The 16,899-nt window shown below is 67.3% G+C and carries 13 protein-coding genes; 10 read left to right on the top strand and 3 right to left on the bottom strand.

Going from position 1 to position 16,899, the window contains the following annotated elements:
* Positions 1 to 82 precede the first annotated feature (82 nt).
* The 5 genes from SY91_RS12700 (at position 83) to SY91_RS12680 (ending at position 7,557) form a co-directional block, all read left to right on the top strand.
* Positions 83 to 1,726, top strand: a complete 1,644-nt coding sequence (locus tag SY91_RS12700; RefSeq protein WP_023475608.1) for a 3-(methylthio)propionyl-CoA ligase — start codon at positions 83 to 85, stop codon at positions 1,724 to 1,726.
* 192 nt (positions 1,727 to 1,918) lie between these two features.
* Positions 1,919 to 4,003, top strand: coding sequence for a 3-hydroxyacyl-CoA dehydrogenase NAD-binding domain-containing protein (locus tag SY91_RS12695; protein ID WP_023475609.1), 2,085 nt, complete (start codon positions 1,919 to 1,921; stop codon positions 4,001 to 4,003).
* 44 nt (positions 4,004 to 4,047) lie between these two features.
* Positions 4,048 to 4,680 (top strand): bifunctional nicotinamidase/pyrazinamidase, encoded by a 633-nt coding sequence (gene pncA, locus SY91_RS12690; RefSeq protein WP_023475610.1) that lies wholly within the window; start codon positions 4,048 to 4,050, stop codon positions 4,678 to 4,680.
* 41 nt (positions 4,681 to 4,721) lie between these two features.
* The gene (locus SY91_RS12685; protein WP_023475611.1) at positions 4,722 to 5,900 is read left to right on the top strand and encodes an acetyl-CoA C-acyltransferase; all 1,179 of its coding nucleotides are present in this window, start codon (positions 4,722 to 4,724) and stop codon (positions 5,898 to 5,900) included.
* 256 nt (positions 5,901 to 6,156) lie between these two features.
* Positions 6,157 to 7,557: a GGDEF domain-containing protein gene (locus tag SY91_RS12680; protein ID WP_023475612.1), complete on the top strand. Its 1,401-nt coding sequence runs from the start codon at positions 6,157 to 6,159 to the stop codon at positions 7,555 to 7,557.
* 92 nt (positions 7,558 to 7,649) lie between these two features.
* Here the strand turns inward: SY91_RS12680 and SY91_RS12675 are convergent, their stop codons facing one another.
* Entirely contained in the window at positions 7,650 to 9,791 is a 2,142-nt protein-coding gene (locus tag SY91_RS12675) for a hypothetical protein (protein WP_023475613.1), read from the bottom strand.
* An 874-nt stretch (positions 9,792 to 10,665) separates the two neighbouring features.
* Here SY91_RS12675 and SY91_RS12670 point away from each other — a divergent pair.
* From SY91_RS12670 to SY91_RS12650, 5 genes are all read left to right on the top strand, one after another.
* Positions 10,666 to 12,144, top strand: coding sequence for a sensor domain-containing diguanylate cyclase (locus SY91_RS12670; protein ID WP_034174538.1), 1,479 nt, complete (start codon positions 10,666 to 10,668; stop codon positions 12,142 to 12,144).
* Between the two features lie 312 nt (positions 12,145 to 12,456).
* Positions 12,457 to 12,771, top strand: coding sequence for a Dabb family protein (locus SY91_RS12665; protein WP_012328683.1), 315 nt, complete (start codon positions 12,457 to 12,459; stop codon positions 12,769 to 12,771).
* Positions 12,768 to 13,247, top strand: coding sequence for a PaaI family thioesterase (locus SY91_RS12660; RefSeq protein WP_006483907.1), 480 nt, complete (start codon positions 12,768 to 12,770; stop codon positions 13,245 to 13,247). The genes SY91_RS12665 and SY91_RS12660 overlap by 4 nt, the downstream gene beginning before the upstream one ends.
* 168 nt (positions 13,248 to 13,415) lie before the next feature.
* Complete coding sequence (locus SY91_RS12655) at positions 13,416 to 14,375, top strand: alpha/beta hydrolase (RefSeq protein ID WP_006478600.1); 960 nt, start codon at positions 13,416 to 13,418, stop codon at positions 14,373 to 14,375.
* Positions 14,376 to 14,416: 41 nt separating this feature from the next.
* Positions 14,417 to 14,863, top strand: a complete 447-nt coding sequence (locus SY91_RS12650; RefSeq protein ID WP_023475617.1) for a GNAT family N-acetyltransferase — start codon at positions 14,417 to 14,419, stop codon at positions 14,861 to 14,863.
* Positions 14,864 to 14,879: 16 nt separating this feature from the next.
* On the opposite strand, the gene SY91_RS12645 is transcribed toward SY91_RS12650, so the two are convergent.
* Positions 14,880 to 15,725, bottom strand: a complete 846-nt coding sequence (locus SY91_RS12645; protein ID WP_006478602.1) for an NRDE family protein — start codon at positions 15,723 to 15,725, stop codon at positions 14,880 to 14,882.
* A 76-nt stretch (positions 15,726 to 15,801) separates the two neighbouring features.
* Complete coding sequence (locus tag SY91_RS12640; RefSeq protein ID WP_006478604.1) at positions 15,802 to 16,836, bottom strand: YgfZ/GcvT domain-containing protein; 1,035 nt, start codon at positions 16,834 to 16,836, stop codon at positions 15,802 to 15,804.
* Positions 16,837 to 16,899: the final 63 nt, after the last annotated feature.

Below are 16,899 nucleotides of genomic sequence, written 5' to 3'. Positions count from 1 at the left end.
ACGGGCGCACACCGGGACGGCTTCGGTACGGAAACCGTCCCCTGGCTGGTCACCGATTCGCATCCTCAGGGAGAACAAGACGATGGGTAAGCCGTTGCTGGGCCAGATGATGGATGTGCCGCTGCTGGTGTCGTCGCTGATTTCGCATGCCGCGCGGCACGCCGGCGACACGGAGATCGTGTCGAAGCGCGTGGAAGGCGACCTGCATCGCTATACGTACCGCGATTGCGAACGCCGCGCGAAGCAGCTGGCGCAGGCGCTCGCGCGGCTCGGCGTCGAGACCGGCGACCGCGTCGGCACGCTGGCGTGGAACGGCTACCGGCACCTGGAAGCGTATTACGGGATCGGCGGGATGGGCGCCGTATGCCACACGATCAACCCGCGCCTGTTTCCCGAACAGATCGCGTACATCGTCAATCACGCGGAAGACCGCTACGTCTTCTTCGACATCAATTTCGCGCCGCTCGTCGATGCGATCGCGCCGCAATGCCCGCACGTGAGGGGCTGGATCGCGATGACGGACGCCGCGCACCTGCCGTTCGGCGCGACGCCGTTCGTCTGCTACGAAACACTCGTCGAAGCCGAGGACGGGCGCTACGACTGGCCGCGCCTCGACGAGCAGCAGGCGTCGGGGCTCTGCTACACGTCGGGCACGACCGGCAACCCGAAGGGCGTACTGTATTCGCATCGCTCGACCGTGCTGCATGCTTACGGCGCCGCGCTGCCCGACGCGATGAACCTGTCCGCGATGGACGCCGTGCTGCCCGTCGTGCCGATGTTCCACGTCAACGCGTGGGGGTTGCCGTACGCGGTGCCGCTGACGGGCGGCAAGCTCGTGCTGCCCGGCAAGGATCTCGACGGGAAATCGCTGTACGAGCTGATGGAGGCCGAGCGCGTGACGTTCTCCGCGGGCGTGCCGACCGTGTGGCTCGGCCTGCTGAACTACATGCGCGAAGCCGGCGTGCGTTTCTCGACGCTGAACCGCACGGTGATCGGCGGCTCCGCGTGCCCGCCCGCGATGCTGCGCACGTTCGAGGACGAATACGGCGTGCGCGTGATCCATGCGTGGGGAATGACCGAACTGTCGCCGCTCGGCACGCTCGCGAAGCTCAACTGGGCGCAGTCGCAGCGGCCGCTCGACGCGCAGCGCCGGCTGCTCGAAAAGCAGGGGCGCGTGATCTGCGGCGTCGACATGCGCATCGTCGGCGACGACGGCCGCGAACTGCCGTGGGACGGCGTCGCGTTCGGCGAACTGCAGGTGCGCGGGCCGTGGGTGATCGACCACTACTTTCGCGGCGATGCGTCGCCGCTGTCGGACGGCTGGTTTCCGACCGGCGACGTCGCGACGATCGACCCCGACGGCTTCCTGCAGATCACCGACCGCAGCAAGGACGTGATCAAGTCGGGCGGCGAGTGGATCAGCTCGATCGACATCGAGAACGTCGCGATCGCGCATCCCGGGGTGGCCGAAGCCGCATGCATCGCGTGTGCGCACCCGAAATGGACCGAGCGGCCGCTGCTCGTCGTGGTGCCGCGCGAAGGCGCGAACCTGACCCGCGACACGCTGCTCGCGTTCTACGAGGGCAAGGTCGCGAAATGGTGGATTCCGGACGACGTCGTGTTCGTCGAATCGTTGCCGCACACCGCGACCGGCAAGCTGCAGAAGCTGAAGTTGCGAGAGACGTTCCGCGATTACGTGTTGCCCACGGCGGTGTGCGCGCCGTAAGGCCCAGGCCCGGGCCGCCGCCTCAACCTCCGCATCGGTCGCCCGATCCGTCCCCGGATCGGGAGCAAAATTCAAATTGAACGACCGTGCTTTTTCGTTGTATGCTGCCTCCGTTCATCCGGACATGCGGCCGTTCGACCGCGCACAATGAAAGCGCAGCCAATCCGGCGCGCGATGCATGGAGGCAGGCAGATGGCAGTGGATTACTCGACTCGCGACGGCGTGGCCGTCATCACGCTCAACAATCCGCCCGTCAACGGGCTCGGCCTGTCGACCCGCCAGGGCGTCATGGACGCGCTCGATCGCGCCGCGCGGGACCCGTCGGTCACGGGCATCGTGCTGACCGGCGCGGGCCGCGCGTTCTCGGGCGGCGCCGACATCACCGAATTCAATACGCCGAAGGCCTTGCAGGAGCCGACGCTGCACACCGTGATCCGCGCGGTGGAGGCGAGCGCGAAGCCGGTCGTCGCGGCGCTGCACAGCGTCGTGATGGGCGGCGGCCTCGAACTCGCGCTCGGCGCGCATTACCGGGTCGCCGCGCCCGGCGCGCAGGTCGCGCTGCCCGAGGTGAAGCTCGGGCTGCTGCCGGGCGCGGGCGGCACGCAGCGCCTGCCGCGCGCGGTCGGGCTCGAAACCGCGCTGAACATGATCGTGTCGGGCGCGCCGGTGCCGTCGGAGCAGCTCGCGAAGAGCGGGCTGTTCGACGAAATGGCCGACGGCGACCTGCTCGACGCGGCCGTCGCGTTCGCCCGCAAGGTCGGCGCGCAGAAGGGGCCGCATTCGCGCGTGCGCGATCGCAAGATCGTCCACGAGAACGCGGCGGGTTTCATCCAGTTCGCGCGCAATTCCGCGCGGGCCGCCGCGCCGAATTACCCCGCGCCGCACAAGTGCATCGACGCGATCGAGGCCGGCGTGCTGAACGGTTTCGACAAGGGCAGCATCGCCGAGCGCGAAGGGTTCGTCGCGCTGATGATGACGCCGGAAAGCCGCGCGCTGCGCCACGCGTTCTTCGGCGAGCGGGCGGCGAGCAAGATTCCCGACGTGCCGGCCGATACGCCGCTGCGCGAGATCCGCCGGGTCGGCGTGATCGGCGCGGGCACGATGGGCGGCGGAATCGCGATGAACTTCATCAACGCGGGACTGCCCGTCACGCTGCTCGAGACGAAGCAGGACGCGCTGGAGCGCGGCCTCGCGACGATCCGCAAGAACTACGACGCGCAGGTGAGGAAGGGCAAGCTCACGCAGGAGAAGCTCGATGCGCGCCTGGCGCTGATCACGCCGACGCTGTCTTACGACGACCTGAAGGACGCCGACCTGATCGTCGAGGCCGTGTTCGAGGAACTCGGCGTGAAGGAGCAGGTGTTCAGGAAGCTCGACGAAGTCGCGAAGCCGGGCGCGATCCTCGCGTCCAATACGTCCACGCTCGACGTCGACAAGATCGCGGCGTTCACGAAGCGTCCGCAGGACGTGGTCGGCATGCACTTCTTCAGCCCCGCGAACGTGATGAAGCTGCTCGAGGTCGTGCGGGGCGCGCAGACCGCGAAGGACGTGCTCGCGACCGTGATGGCGGTGGCGAAGAAAATCCGCAAGACGGCGGTGGTGTCGGGCGTGTGCGACGGCTTCATCGGCAACCGGATGATCGAGCAGTACATCCGCCAGGCGCTGTTCATGCTCGAGGAAGGCGCGCTGCCCGCGCAGGTCGATCGCGCGATCGAGAAGTTCGGCTTCGCGATGGGGCCGTTCCGGATGAGCGACCTCGCCGGCAACGACATCGGCTGGGCTATCCGCAAGCGGCGCTACGTCGAGCAGCCCGACCTGCAGTATTCGAAGATCGCCGACCGCCTGTGCGAACAGGGCCGCTTCGGCCAGAAGACGGGCGCCGGCTGGTACGACTACGTGCCGGGCGACCGCAAGGCGAAGCCGTCGTCGCTCGTCGACGAGATGGTCGTCGCGTATTCGAAGGAGCGCGGCGTCGAGCGGCGCAAGATCGGCGACGACGAGATCGTCGAGCGGCTGGTGTTCGCGCTCGTCAACGAAGGCGCGAAGATCCTCGAGGAGAAGATCGCGTCGAAGGCGTCCGACATCGACATGGTCTACCTGACCGGCTATGGCTTCCCGCTGTGGCGCGGCGGCCCGATGCTGTACGCGGATACGGTCGGCCTCTACAACGTCGAGCGCGCGATCCGCCGCTATGCGGCCGCACCGAACGGCGACGCGTGGCAACTCGCGCCGTCGATCGCGGAACTGGCGAAGGCCGGCCGCGGGTTCAACGGCTGACGCCGCCGCTTCGCGGCGCGACCGATCCTGTCTGGAGACACGCAATGAAACGCACCGACGACGTCCTGCTCGTGATCGACGTGCAATACGACTTCATGCCGGGCGGCGCGCTCGCGGTGCCCGACGGCGATGCGGTCGTGCCGGTGATCAACGCGCTCGCGCAACGCTTCGACCAGGTCGTGCTCACGCAGGACTGGCACCCGCGCGAGCACGTGTCGTTCGCGGCGAACCATCCGGGCCGCGAGCCGTTCTCGACGCTCGCGCTGCCGTACGGCGAGCAGGTGCTGTGGCCCGTGCACTGCGTGCAGGACACCGACGGCGCGGCGCTGCATCGCGACCTCGACATCCCGCACGCGCGGCTCGTGATCCGCAAGGGCGGCGACGCGCAGGTCGACAGCTACTCCGCGTTCGTCGAAGCCGACCGCACGACACGCACGGGGCTCGCGGGCTATCTGCGCGAACTCGGTGCGAAGCGCGTGTGGTGCTGCGGGCTCGCGACCGACTATTGCGTCGCGTGGTCGGCGCTCGATGCGCGCGCGGCCGGTTTCGAAGCCGCGGTGATCAACGATGCGTGCCGTGCGATCGACCTGAACGGGTCGCTCGCGCACGCATGGCAGCAGATGCAGGCAGCGGGCGTCGTGCATGCGACGTCCGCGGGCGCGCGCCCGGCGGCGTAGCGCATTTCCCATCCGAATCAGCAGGACCGAAGGAGACTCGCATGACCGAAGCCGTAATCGTATCGACCGCACGCACGCCGCTGGCGAAATCCTGGCGCGGTGCCTTCAACATGACGCACGGCGCGACGCTCGGCGGCCACGTGGTCGCGGCCGCGCTCGAACGCGCGAAGCTCGACCCGGCGCGCGTCGAGGACGTGATCATGGGCTGCGCGAACCCCGAAGGCGCGACGGGCGCGAACATCGCGCGGCAGATCGCGCTGCGCGCCGGGTTGCCGGTCAGCGTGCCGGGGATGACGGTGAACCGTTTCTGTTCGTCGGGGCTGCAGACCATCGCGCTGGCCGCGCAGCGGATCATCGCGGGCGAAGGCGAGGTCTATGTGGCCGGCGGTGTCGAGTCGATCTCGTGCGTGCAGAACGAGATGAACCGGCACATGGTCCAGGAAGGCTGGCTCGTCCAGCACAAGCCCGAGATCTACTGGAACATGCTGCAGACCGCCGAGAACGTCGCGAAGCGCTACGGCATCTCGAAGGAGCGGCAGGATGCGTACGGCGTACAGTCGCAACTGCGCGCCGCGGCCGCGCAGGAAGCCGGACGTTTCCGCGACGAGATCGTGCCGATCACCGTGCTCGCGGGCATCGCCGACAAGGCGACGGGCCGCCTGTTCACGCAGGAAGTGACGGTCTCGGCCGACGAAGGCATCCGCCCCGACACGACGCTCGAAGGCGTGTCGAAGATCCGCTCGGCGGTGCCGGGCGGCGTGATCACCGCGGGCAATGCGAGCCAGTTCTCCGATGGCGCATCGGCATGCGTCGTGATGAGCGCCGAGGCCGCGCAGCGCGAAGGGCTGCAGCCGCTGGGCGCGTTCCGCGGCTTCGCGGTGGCCGGCTGCGAGCCGGACGAAATGGGCATCGGCCCGGTGTTCGCGGTACCCAGGCTGCTGAAGCAGGCCGGGCTGAACGTCGACGACATCGGGCTGTGGGAGCTGAACGAGGCGTTCGCGGTGCAGGTGCTGTACTGCCGCGACACGCTCGGGATCCCTGAGGACCGCCTGAACGTCAACGGCGGCGCGATCGCGGTCGGCCATCCGTATGGCGTGTCGGGCGCGCGCCTGACGGGCCATGCGCTGATCGAGGGCAAGCGGCGCGGCGTGAAGTACGTGGTCGTCACGATGTGCATCGGCGGCGGGCAGGGCGCGGCCGGCCTGTTCGAAATCCTCTGACCTTTGACCGGTGGCGGTTGCGCCTCGGCGTTACCGCCCGCCGCCGCAGCGAATTGGCGCGGCGCACGCGCCATTCGCAACCACCGGGAAGCAAAAGGCATGCACCCGGCAATGCCGTTTCCCCGGACTTGTCAAACGAATTGCCCCACCTATACTTGCTCTGACATTTGCCTTTCGGCACGATGGGCCAGATCGCGCGTCGCGTGATCCGTGCCGAGAAGATTCGAACCAACGCAGCAGACCGACCGGGGACCGAATGAGTACGACCTATGCAGCCGGGGAACCGCCGCGCGTCGTCAGCGCGGCCGCGAGGCTCTACGCGAAATGCCTGCTGGTCGGATTCGCGTTGCTGCCCGCCTATCTGATTGCCTATCTGTGGTTCTTCAGCGACCGGGGCGTCGTGTTCGAGAACCACGCTTTTCATGAAATCGCGATCGCGGCGGCGACGCTCGAAGGCGCGTTCGTCACCTACGTGACGTGGGTGTGCTACCGGTCGTCCGGCGAGCCGCTGCTGCGCTGGCTGACGCTCGGGTTTCTCGGCTTCGCGATGATCTATGCGCTGCACGGGGCGTTCACCGGGATGGCGCACCACAATATCTGGCTGTTCCTGCTGTACGGGCCCGCATCGCGGTTCGTGATGTCGGCGCTGCTGCTCACGGGCCTGCTGTCGTATTCGCGTCCGCCCGACCGGCTCGACAAGCGCACGAGCGTGCGGACGTGGTTGCCGTGGATCGTGTTCTTCCTGATCGTCAACGTGGCGGTCGCATACATCGCCTATTCGCCGGTCGCGGGCGCGCTGGGCACGCGGCTGTCGATGGAAGGCGGCGCGCTGGTGTTCTCGCTGCTGAACGTGAGCCTGCTGCTCGCGCGGCGCATCCGCTCGCCGCTGATGGTGATCTACGGCGTGTCGATCATGGCGTTCGCGCTGTCGTCGCTCGCGTTCATCCTCGGCAAGCCGTGGAATCACATGTGGTGGCTCGCGCATGCGATCTTCGCGGGCGGATTCTTCCTGCTCAGTTACGGCGTCGTGCAGGCGCTGCAGACGACACGCTCGTTCTCGGCGATCTACAGCCAGGAAGACCTGATGAGCCGGCTGTCGGAATCGATGGCGCGTACCGAGAGCGCGCTGCAGGAACTGCGGCGCACGAACCAGAAGCTCGAATACATGGCCGCGACCGACCCGATGACGGGCGCGTCGAACCGCCGGCAGTTCATCGCGCAGGTCGAGCGTGAGATCGTGCGGGCCGAGCGCGACGGCACGCCGTTCTGCCTGCTCGCGCTCGATCTCGACAATTTCAAGAACATCAACGACGCATACGGGCACCAGATCGGCGACGAGGTGCTGCGCGGCGTCGTGCGCCAGTGCCTCGAGGCAATTCGGCCGGCGGGCGCGCTCGCGCGGGTCGGCGGCGAGGAGTTCATGGCGCTCTTGCCGGAGATGCCGCTCGAAGGCGCGCGGATGACCGCCGAGCGCGTGCGTTCGTCGATCTCGAGTTCGCCGTTCGGGCTCGACTTCAAGCGCGTGCAGGTGACGGTCAGCGTCGGCGTCGCGCAATACGGCGTCGACGGCAGCACGGTCGATGCGCTGCTGCGGGTGGTCGACGAGCGGCTGTATCAGGCGAAGCGGGAAGGGCGCAACCGCGTGGTGTCGCGCTAACCGGATTTGCACCGAAAGCCCCGGCGGCGGGAGTGCCGCCGGGGCTTTTGCGGACCGGTGTCGGTATCGGCCTGCTCACGCGCGGCGACGCGCTAGCGCGTCGCCACCGCCGTCGCCTGCTTCGACTGGTCGTCCTGCATCGACTGCGACGCCTGCCACCAGTACTTGCCCGCGCGCTGCTGCGGATCGCGGATCGCGAGATACGTCGTACTCCAGAGTTGCGCCGCGTTGGCTTCGGTCGCATCGGCGCTGCGCGTGCCGAATGCGTCGGTCTGGTACTTGCCGTTCACGTAGGACCACGTCCACATTTCCGACGTGCGCATGTCGCGTCCGTTCGAGATCACCTGCCAGATCGTCTGCCGCGCCTGCGTGAGCAGCGTGCGCGTCGCGGCCGACAGGTCCTGGCGCGCCAGTTGCCGATCGAGCCCGGCCACCCACATCGCCTGCTGCCACGACCAGATCACCGTGCCGTGATACGCGGAGCTCGTGAACTTCGGCCACAGCGACGAGCTCGCATACGCGGGGTTCGCGATCAGCATCCCGGCATCGGTCACGAGCCCGGTCGGGAACGGCCGCGTGACGTCGCTGACGATCCGCTGGAGCTGATCGTCCGGCGGCGTGCCGAACAGCAGCGCGAAGCCGCCGTCCGAATTCATCACCGGAATCGGGTTGCCCTGCTGGTCGAGCGACAGCGCGTAGAAGGTCAGCGCTGCATTGGGCGCGGCGCCGGCCGGTACGCCCGCGGACGGCGCATAGGCCGACACGTCGGTGGCCGCCTGCGCGGCCGGCACGCTGACCTGGAACAGCGGCGGCGCCTGCGTTTCCCACGTGGCCGCCTCGTTCGCCGTGTTGGCGAGCGTCGCGCGTTGCTGGGCATCGAGGTACGGATCGAGCAGGCCGCGGGCGAGGAACGCGTTCGCCGCGCGCAGCGCGGCCGGCACGAGCACCGCGTTCACGTCGTACGGGTACACGCCGCCGCCGAGACCGTCGGTGCTGTCGCGCCAGTTGCCGACGATTTCGCCGGGCCGCAGGTGGATCAGGTTCGCGACCGACGGCTGCTGCGCGAACGGTTGCGCGGTCGTCGCGACGTGCAGCAGATTGACGACGAGGCGGCTGCCGTTGGTCTGCCCGTCGCTGCCGCGCTGCGCCAGATACGCGGCGGCGCGGGCCTGGCCGCGCGTATCGTCGATCAGCCACGCGGCCGCGATCGGCGCGAGCAGGTAGTCGCTGTCGATCATCTTGTAGTCGTAGGTCGGTGTCGCATCGTTCGGCCGCCCGTTCTTCTGGTTGTCGACCAGCGCGAATTCGCCGATGCCTTCCTCGTGCGCGACCTTGCCGTCGGCCGACAGGCGGCTCAGCACCGACGACAGGCCGGCCTCGATCGCGGCCGGTTCGAGCACGGGCATCAGCATGCGGACCGAGATCAGCGTGTCGCGGCCGAAGTACGTGTCGTACTGCCACGAGCCGGCCAGCAGCTTGTCGTTGAAGCTCAGGAATTCGAGCACGTTCTGGCTGACCGGGTCGGGGTTCACGGACGGCGCGAACAGGTCGGCGTGCGTGATCGGCGACAGCGGCGTCTCGCCCGACAGTGCATCGATGTGCAGCTTCAGCGTGTGCGAGCCCGCGGGTGCGTTGAGCACGAGCTTGCCGCCCGCTGCCGGCGCGATGCTGCCGCCGTCGCGCAGCGTGATGCGCAGCGCATAGCCGGGCGCGCCGTCGAGCCGGTCGCGTTGCCATTGCGCGGTGCTGCCCTGGACCGTCGGCGCGGTGAGGATCTGCTGCGGGATCGTCGCGCCGCCGTTGAAGTCGCGCAGGAAGCGCACGTTGCTGAGCACGCCCTGGCGGATCGTCAGCGTACCGGTGTCGACCGACACGTCGGCGCCGATGCCGTACAGCGGGCGGCCGTGCGTGTCCGGCGCCGACAGCGCGGACGGCGGCGTGTCGAGGGTCCAGTTCACCGGCTGCGCGGTGTCGTCGAACCACAGCCCGGTGCCGCTGTTGCCGGCGGGGAACACCACCAGCAGGCGCGGCTTCGTCGACGAGCGCACCAGCAGGTGCGCGGCGACCTTGTCCTGCCGGTAGAACGCGTTGATCTGGCCGCCGGTATCCATGCGGAACGACAATGCGGCGGTGTTCGATGGCGGGGTGGTGGACTTGACGTCGTCGTCGTTGCAGGCCGACAGCAGGCCGGCGCAGACGAGCCCGAGACACAGTGACTTCGCAAGGCGATGCATGTTGATGTCCCTCCTGATGACTGGCGATTTTTTATCTGGATGTTCTAAGCGGCGGATCTTTTGTCCGTTTGGTCTCGCTTTGTATTCACTCTGCCGAATAATCGAAATGAATCGGGGTGTTGCGCTTCTTCGAAAGGAAAATAGGTTGGCAAATTAACAGAATCTCTGATAAATGCCGAAAGCTGAAAACGGCAGGCGCGAGCGTCGATACCCTACGGAAAGGCCGATGCGAAGGACCTTCGCGCAGATGAGTGGCGAATGCTGAACGGCGCGGAAAACGATACGTAAGCCGTCGTAGGCGATTCTAAATTTATGGGAAAGTCGAAGTCAATAATGTTTTGTTTTTCGCATATTGAATTGGAAAATTTGTCGCAATTATTACCCGCATCGCCGGTAAAACTTGCGATTTGACGAATTAGGAATTAACGCACTTCGATATCCGGTGACAAAACGGTCGGCAATACTCCATCGGGCCGGCGATTGATGCCGGACAGGAAACGAATCGCCGCGTTGTGCCGGTCGGTGTCGTGACGGGCCGACATGTGCCGCAACCGCGCGGGCGACATTCTCAGCAATCCGCGTTCCTGCGCCTGTCCGTAGTGCGAGGCATCGTCGCCTGGTCTCAAACCGGCGGACGGCGGACGAAGTACGGCGGGCTGCTGCCTTCGGAGCTGCGTCGGCAGAAGCGGCTTGAGGAAGAGAGCGCGAAGCTCACGCGGCTCGTTCGTGGCCGATCTGTCTTTCGCACTGGATATTTATAATCGCGCACGGCGAAGCCCTTCCATTCGCGGTGAGCGCGAATATCGGCCCAACTGATTTAGTATGAGCAATCTGCGCTCGGCGGGAGGGGCGCTCATTCCCAGTGAGGAGACCCATGCACCCCCGTAAGACTGCCCCTTACGTCATCGTGGCGATTGCTTCCCTGATCGCATGCGCGCTCATGGCGCTATGCGTGCTGCAACTCCTGCAGAGCCGCAACGACGCGATGGAGCGTGCAAGGGAAACTTCACGCAACCTCGGGCTTGTCGCCGAGCGCGACATCGAACGCAATATCGAGTTGTACGACCTGTCTTTGCAGGCGGTCATCCATGGGTTGCAGCGCCGCGATGTGATGGACGCTTCGCCCGGTCTGCGCCGGGCGGTGCTGTTCGATCACGCGATGACCGCGGAATTTCTCGGTTCGATGCTCGTGATGGATGCAGGCGGCAATATCGTCCTGGATTCGGGCTATGACGAGCCGCGCAAGGGCAATTTCGCCGATCGCCGATACTTCACGATCCACCGCGACAATCCGAACGTCGGACTCTATATCAGTGACCCATTCGTATCCCGTTTGCGTGGGGGAAAGCTCAGTATCGCGCTTACGCGGCGGATTTCGAACCCCGATGGATCGTTTGGCGGCATTGCCGTTATCGCGGTCAATCTTGAATATTTTCATCAGCTCTTCGCCGGGCTTTCGCTTGGCAAACATGGCTCGATTTCGCTGATTGGCGAAGACGGCAAGATGGTGATGCGTCAGCCGTACGATGTGCATACCATCGGCCGCGACCTCAGCAAGGCCGCAACGTTCCGGCGGTTTCAGACCGCGCGAGAGGGCTCCTTCTCTGAAACCTCATCGATCGACGGCGTGCGCCGCCTCTACTACTTCAAGCATTTGCCGAAACTGCCGCTGATCATCATGGTCGCGGAGGCCGAGCAGGACATTTACGCCGCCTGGCGGCAACGTGCGATCACGATCGGCGGATTGGTCGCGACGTTCGGAGTGGCGTTCATCGCGCTGTCCCTGCTGCTCGGTGCGCAGCTGCGGCGCCGTATGCGGGCCGAGTCGGAACTCGTGCTGCTCGCCCGGACGGACGGTCTCACCGGCCTGAGCAATCGCCGCAGCTTTGGCGAGGTACTGGACAACGAGTGGCGTCGCGCCCGGCGTGCGCGTTCCGTTTTCTCGCTGCTGTTCGTGGATGTGGACCGGTTCAAGGCTTACAACGACACGTACGGTCATCAGGCCGGGGACGATGCGTTGGCGGCGGTCGCGCGGTGCATCGGCGAGAACATTCGCCGGCCGGCCGATACGGCGGCTCGTTATGGCGGGGAGGAGTTCGTTGTGTTGCTCCCCGACACGCCGCAAACCGGCGCGGCGCAGATCGCCGAGCGGATTCGTGCGGCCATCGACGAGTTGGCCCTCGAGCACGCCGGTAGCGAATACGGGCGTGTTACCGCGAGCATTGGCCTGGCGAGCTGGACGCCCGATCAGGAAGGGCAGCCCGATGCCGTGATCAAGGCGGCTGATGAGGCGCTGTACTACGCGAAGGCGACCGGGCGGAACAAGGTCGCTGCGTTGCAGCCGGCGGAGTGAGGGGGCTGCATCGTGCGTGCCGTCAGACGCATGCCAGCGGTGACCGAACCTGACGGACGCACCTCAAGAACAGTCCATTGCCGTCGGTAAGTTTGGTAGGCTTGTTGCCTGCCTTCGCTTGTCGGATCTTGATGTCGGTAAGTGGCACGGTGAAAAAAGCGGGTATCGTCCCGGAAGATTTCAAACGATGCCCGCTTTTTTCGACCGGGTGCGATTCCGAGCGAACGAGAGCGAACGGCAGGCGGGCGCAAGGTGCCCGACTGGCAAGGGTTCAGGCCAATCGCCGACCCAACACGAACAGGAGCAACCGAAGTGATCAGACATATCGTCATGTGGAAGTTGAAGGAATCGGCCGAAGGCGCGACGCGTGCGCAGAACGCGCTGAAGCTGAAGGAAAAGCTCGAAGGCTGCCGCGATCTCGTGCCGGGCACCCTGCAGATCGACGTCGGCCTGGCGACGCCGGGCCTCGACGCGACCGCCGACATCGTGCTCGTCTCCGATTTCACCGACAAGGCCGCGCTCGACGCATACCAGGTGCATCCGGTTCACCAGGAAGTGAAGAAATTCGTCGTCGCGGTGGCCGAATCGCGCGAATGCGTCGACTACATCGTCGACGTCGCACGATGAGCGACGCGGCAACCCCGACGGAAGGCCCGTCGATCGAAAGCCCGTTCGTCGATCTGCTCGGCGTGCAGCTCGTGTCCGCGAAGGATGGTGCGAGCGAAATCGTGCTGCCCCTCGAGGAGCGCCACATGAACACGTGGAGCATCGCGCACGGCGGCGTGACGATGACGCTCGCCGATATCGCGCTCGCGATGGCGGCGCGCAGTTTGACCGACGACGGCGTCGGTGTCGTCACGGTCGAGATGAAGGTGAACTTCATGCAGCCGGGCCGCGGCGAGCTGCGCGCCTACGGGCGCGTGATGCACCGCTCGACGACGATGGCCTATTGCGAAGGCGAAGTGCGCGACAGCGACGGCAATTTCGTCGCGAAGGCGCTCGGTACGTTCAAGTACATGCGGCGGCTCGCGGTCGGCCGCGACATCAAGCGGCAACGCTCGCGCACGGCGCCGGACGCGCAGCCCGGCCCGAGCGACGCGTAAACACGCCCGCGATGCACGGCCCTGTCTCGTCGATGAGGCAGGGCCGTTCCGTTTTGCAGCCCGGATGCCGGCACACCGTGCGCCGCGCCGGTCCGGCCCCCGCGTGGCATCATGTCACGCTTGTCCGCTTTGTCCGTTCACGGCGCCACGTCGGCGCCGTCCACATCGATGCCGCTGAATCCGAAGATCGCCCAGGTGCTCGACATGATCGAGCGCGCGAAACGTCCGTCGTATCATCATCAGACGCCGCAGCAGGCGCGCGCCGCGTACGAGAAGAGCGCGCCGATCCTCGACGTCGCGCCGGCGCCGATGCATTCGGTGGAGGAATGCGTGGTGCCGACGCGCGACGGCCGCACGATCGGCGCGCGGCTGTATCTGCCGGTCGCGCCGAGCCTGGCGGAGCCGCTGCCCGCGCTCGTGTACTACCACGGCGGCGGCTTCACGGTCGGCAGCGTCGACACGCACGACGCGCTGTGCCGGATGTTCGCGCACGATGCGCAATGCGCGGTGCTGTCGGTCGGCTACCGGCTCGCGCCCGAACACAGGTTTCCGACCGCGGTGAACGACGCGGACGACGCATTGCAGTGGCTGCATCGCGAAGCCGCCACGTTCGGTATCGACGCCGCGCGGCTGGCGGTCGGCGGCGACAGTGCGGGCGGGACGCTCGCGACGGTCTGCGCGGTGCTCGCGCGCGACGAGGGCATTCGCCTTGCGCTGCAACTGCTGATCTATCCGGGCGTGACGGGTCACCAGGACACCGAATCGCACGCGCGGCTCGCCAGCGGCTACCTGCTGACGCAAGACACGATCCAGTGGTTCTTCACGCAGTATGTGCGTGATCGGGCCGATCGCGACGACTGGCGTTTCGCGCCGCTCGACGGCACGCGCGATGCGCCGTCGTTCGCGGGTGTCGCGCCGGCGTGGATCGCGACGGCCGAATACGATCCGCTGAGCGACGAGGGTGCCGCGTACGCGGACAAGTTGCGCGCGGCCGGCAACGCGGTCACGCTGGTCTGCTATCCGGGGATGATCCACGAATTCTTCAAGATGGGCGGCTACGTGCCGGAGGTGCGGGCCGCGCATGCCGATGCGGTCGCGGCGCTGAAGGCTGCATTCGACGAGGTTTGACGGCGAGCGCCCGAAGGCGCACCCGCCGCGGGAGGATGGCGATGACGAATGGCGCGGGCGGGGTGGAAACGGGCGACTGGACGGTACTGGGCGGCGACGCTGCACGCATCCGCGACGCGGTGTTCGTGCGCGAGCAGCAGATTCCGCCGGAATGGGAGCTCGACGACGACGATCCGCTGTCGCTGCATGCGGTCGCTTACCGGACCGACGCGGCGACCGGGGTGCGCCGCGCGGTCGCGACGGGGCGGCTGCTGCCGTCCGGCACGATCGGCCGCGTTGCGGTGCTGGCCGACATGCGCGGGCAGGGCGTCGGGTCGGCCGTGCTGAATGCGCTACTGGACGCCGCGCGCCGCCGCGGCGAAGCCGTCGTGCGGCTGTACGCACAGGATTCGGCGGTGTCGTTCTATCTACGGCACGGCTTCGCGGCGGTCGGCGAACCGTTCGTCGAAGCCGGCGTGCCGCACGTCGAGATGACGCGCGCGCCGTAGCGCGCACCGCGTGCGTTCAGCGTGGCCGCGCCGCGTCGATATCGAACGTGAACGCGCGCTCGAACGCGCCCGGGCGGACGGTGCGGTGCGAGCCGTCGTCGTCGCTGCGCTCCTTGACCTCCACCGTCAGCCGCACGCCTTCCTTCATCGTGACGCGCAGCGCGGTGGTGCCGCGCGTGCCGTATTCGGGCGTCTCGATGAACGCGGCCGACAACGCGCGCTCGCGCTCGATCGGAATGCCCGTGTGCGGCAGTGCATCGTCGTCCGCGACGTGCGGGTCGCGCAGCAGCGCGATCAGTTCGTCAAGCGACGGGGTCGGATTGTCGGTCAGCAGCGTGCCGAGCTCCGCGCGCTTGCGCACCACTTTCGGCCAGGGCGTATCGAGCCGTGCATTCGACAGCGCATGCACGCCCGGCGCGATCGCCACGGGCGCGGCGACACGGCTTTCGCCCTCGGGGGCGCGGTTGCAGAACCACGCGAGTTCGCGCCGGCGCCAGTCGCCGACGAGCAGGTTGAAGCCGTTGTACACGGCCGCATGCTCGGCGAGCTGCGCGAGATAGTCGAGCGGCGCGACAGGCGTGCCGCCGAGAAAGTCGGAGACCAGCTTGCCGCGGGTCGGTGCGCCCGCGCGGATGTCGAACGGCGCGCGGTAGTTGGTCAGCGCGGCGAAACGGCCGTCGCGCGATACGCCGAGCCACGTGCCGCCCGCTTCGAGATCGCGGCCGGCGAGTACGCCCGGCACGTCCTCCCACCACGAGAGCGGCGCGCTGGTCCGGCGAAAGAACTCGTCACGATTCGCGACGAGGGTAAAGACGGGACCGGCGGCGGCATCGGGCTGCCAGTCGAAGGCAATCAGACACATCGGGCGAATCTCTCGCAGGAAACGTCGGGCGCCGGCTGCGACTCGCGAACCGGCGCCCGAACGGATTGTCAGTGCATCAGGCTTCGGTCGGCCACGCGTACGGCAGCGCGTCGAACGCGAGCGCCGGGCCGTCGGCCGAACCGAGGTGCACCGTGCCGCCATCGAGCGCGGCGAGCTTGATCTCGACGAGCGCGTCGACGCCGCCCGCCGGCGCGGCCGCCGCGTTGACGATCATCCCGCACGGCTGGCCCGGGTCGTCGCTGTGGAACAACTCGACGCCGGCATGCACGTTATCGGTTTCGCCTGCGACGTGCGCGAGCGCGGTGCGGCGCTTGATCGTGCCGCGGTATTGACTGCGCGCCACCACTTCCTGGCCCGGGTAGCACCCTTTCCTGAAGTTAACGGCACCGATCACGTCGAAGTTGACCATTTGCGGCACGAACTGTTCGACGGCCGGCTGCGTGATGCGCGGCTCGCCCGCGCGCACGTCGAGCCAGTCCCACACGGCGGGCGACACGATCGGCAGCGTGCCGGCCAGCGCGGCGAGGCGCGCGTCGACCTCGGCGCGCGGGCCGATCCACAGATAGCGCTTGCGGCCAGCCGCATCGGGCACGCGGATCAGCGCGCCGGCCGGGCCGTCGACCTTCACGTGCACGCCGTCGGGCAGCGCATCGAAGATGCCGGACAGCGCGTCGCGCACGTCGCCCGCGAAGCCGGCCACCGCGAGCGTGTCGCTCGCGTCCGTCAGCTTCGCCTTCGCGCGCAGCACGAACATCGACAGCCGCTTCTGCACGGCCGGCTGCACGTCCTTCGACACGAGCAGGCGCACATCGTGGCCGGCGCGCCACGTGAGGAACGACGCGAGCAGGCGGCCCTTCGGCGAGCAGTACCCGGACAGCCGGGCGCTGCCGGCATCGAGATGCTCGATGTCGTTGGTGAGCTGGCTATGCAGGAACGTCGCGGCATCGTCGCCGGCCACGTCGATCACGCCGAACTGCGGCAGCGGCATGCAGGCGGCCGGCGCATCGAAATCGGCGGCGGACGGGCGGGGGAAAACGGGGAGCGAGGCAGATGCGGCCTGGGCAGCCGGTGAAGCGAACGGTGTGCTCATGGAATGAGGGAACAGTCAACCCTGACTTTGACGGAGGCGAGCAAGTATTATATGGGTCTTACC

The organism is Burkholderia cenocepacia (genome assembly GCF_014211915.1).
Taxonomy (GTDB): Bacteria; Pseudomonadota; Gammaproteobacteria; order Burkholderiales; family Burkholderiaceae; genus Burkholderia; species Burkholderia orbicola.
The sequence above is the reverse complement of the archived record's forward strand: the minus strand, read 5'-3'. Positions and strand labels throughout refer to the sequence as shown.

Excerpts from the sequence above, each read along its gene's own strand:
- SY91_RS12660 (WP_006483907.1), top strand. The coding sequence starts at position 12,768 with ATGAGCGACGCGGCAACCCCGACGGAAGGCCCGTCGATCGAAAGCCCG.
- SY91_RS12700 (WP_023475608.1), top strand. The coding sequence starts at position 83 with ATGGGTAAGCCGTTGCTGGGCCAGATGATGGATGTGCCGCTGCTGGTG.
- SY91_RS12680 (WP_023475612.1), top strand. The coding sequence starts at position 6,157 with ATGAGTACGACCTATGCAGCCGGGGAACCGCCGCGCGTCGTCAGCGCG.
- SY91_RS12645 (WP_006478602.1), bottom strand. The coding sequence starts at position 15,725 with ATGTGTCTGATTGCCTTCGACTGGCAGCCCGATGCCGCCGCCGGTCCC.
- SY91_RS12695 (WP_023475609.1), top strand. The coding sequence starts at position 1,919 with ATGGCAGTGGATTACTCGACTCGCGACGGCGTGGCCGTCATCACGCTC.
- SY91_RS12675 (WP_023475613.1), bottom strand. The coding sequence starts at position 9,791 with ATGCATCGCCTTGCGAAGTCACTGTGTCTCGGGCTCGTCTGCGCCGGC.
- pncA (WP_023475610.1), top strand. The coding sequence starts at position 4,048 with ATGAAACGCACCGACGACGTCCTGCTCGTGATCGACGTGCAATACGAC.
- SY91_RS12650 (WP_023475617.1), top strand. The coding sequence starts at position 14,417 with ATGACGAATGGCGCGGGCGGGGTGGAAACGGGCGACTGGACGGTACTG.
- SY91_RS12670 (WP_034174538.1), top strand. The coding sequence starts at position 10,666 with ATGCACCCCCGTAAGACTGCCCCTTACGTCATCGTGGCGATTGCTTCC.
- SY91_RS12685 (WP_023475611.1), top strand. The coding sequence starts at position 4,722 with ATGACCGAAGCCGTAATCGTATCGACCGCACGCACGCCGCTGGCGAAA.
- SY91_RS12640 (WP_006478604.1), bottom strand. The coding sequence starts at position 16,836 with ATGAGCACACCGTTCGCTTCACCGGCTGCCCAGGCCGCATCTGCCTCG.
- SY91_RS12655 (WP_006478600.1), top strand. The coding sequence starts at position 13,416 with ATGCCGCTGAATCCGAAGATCGCCCAGGTGCTCGACATGATCGAGCGC.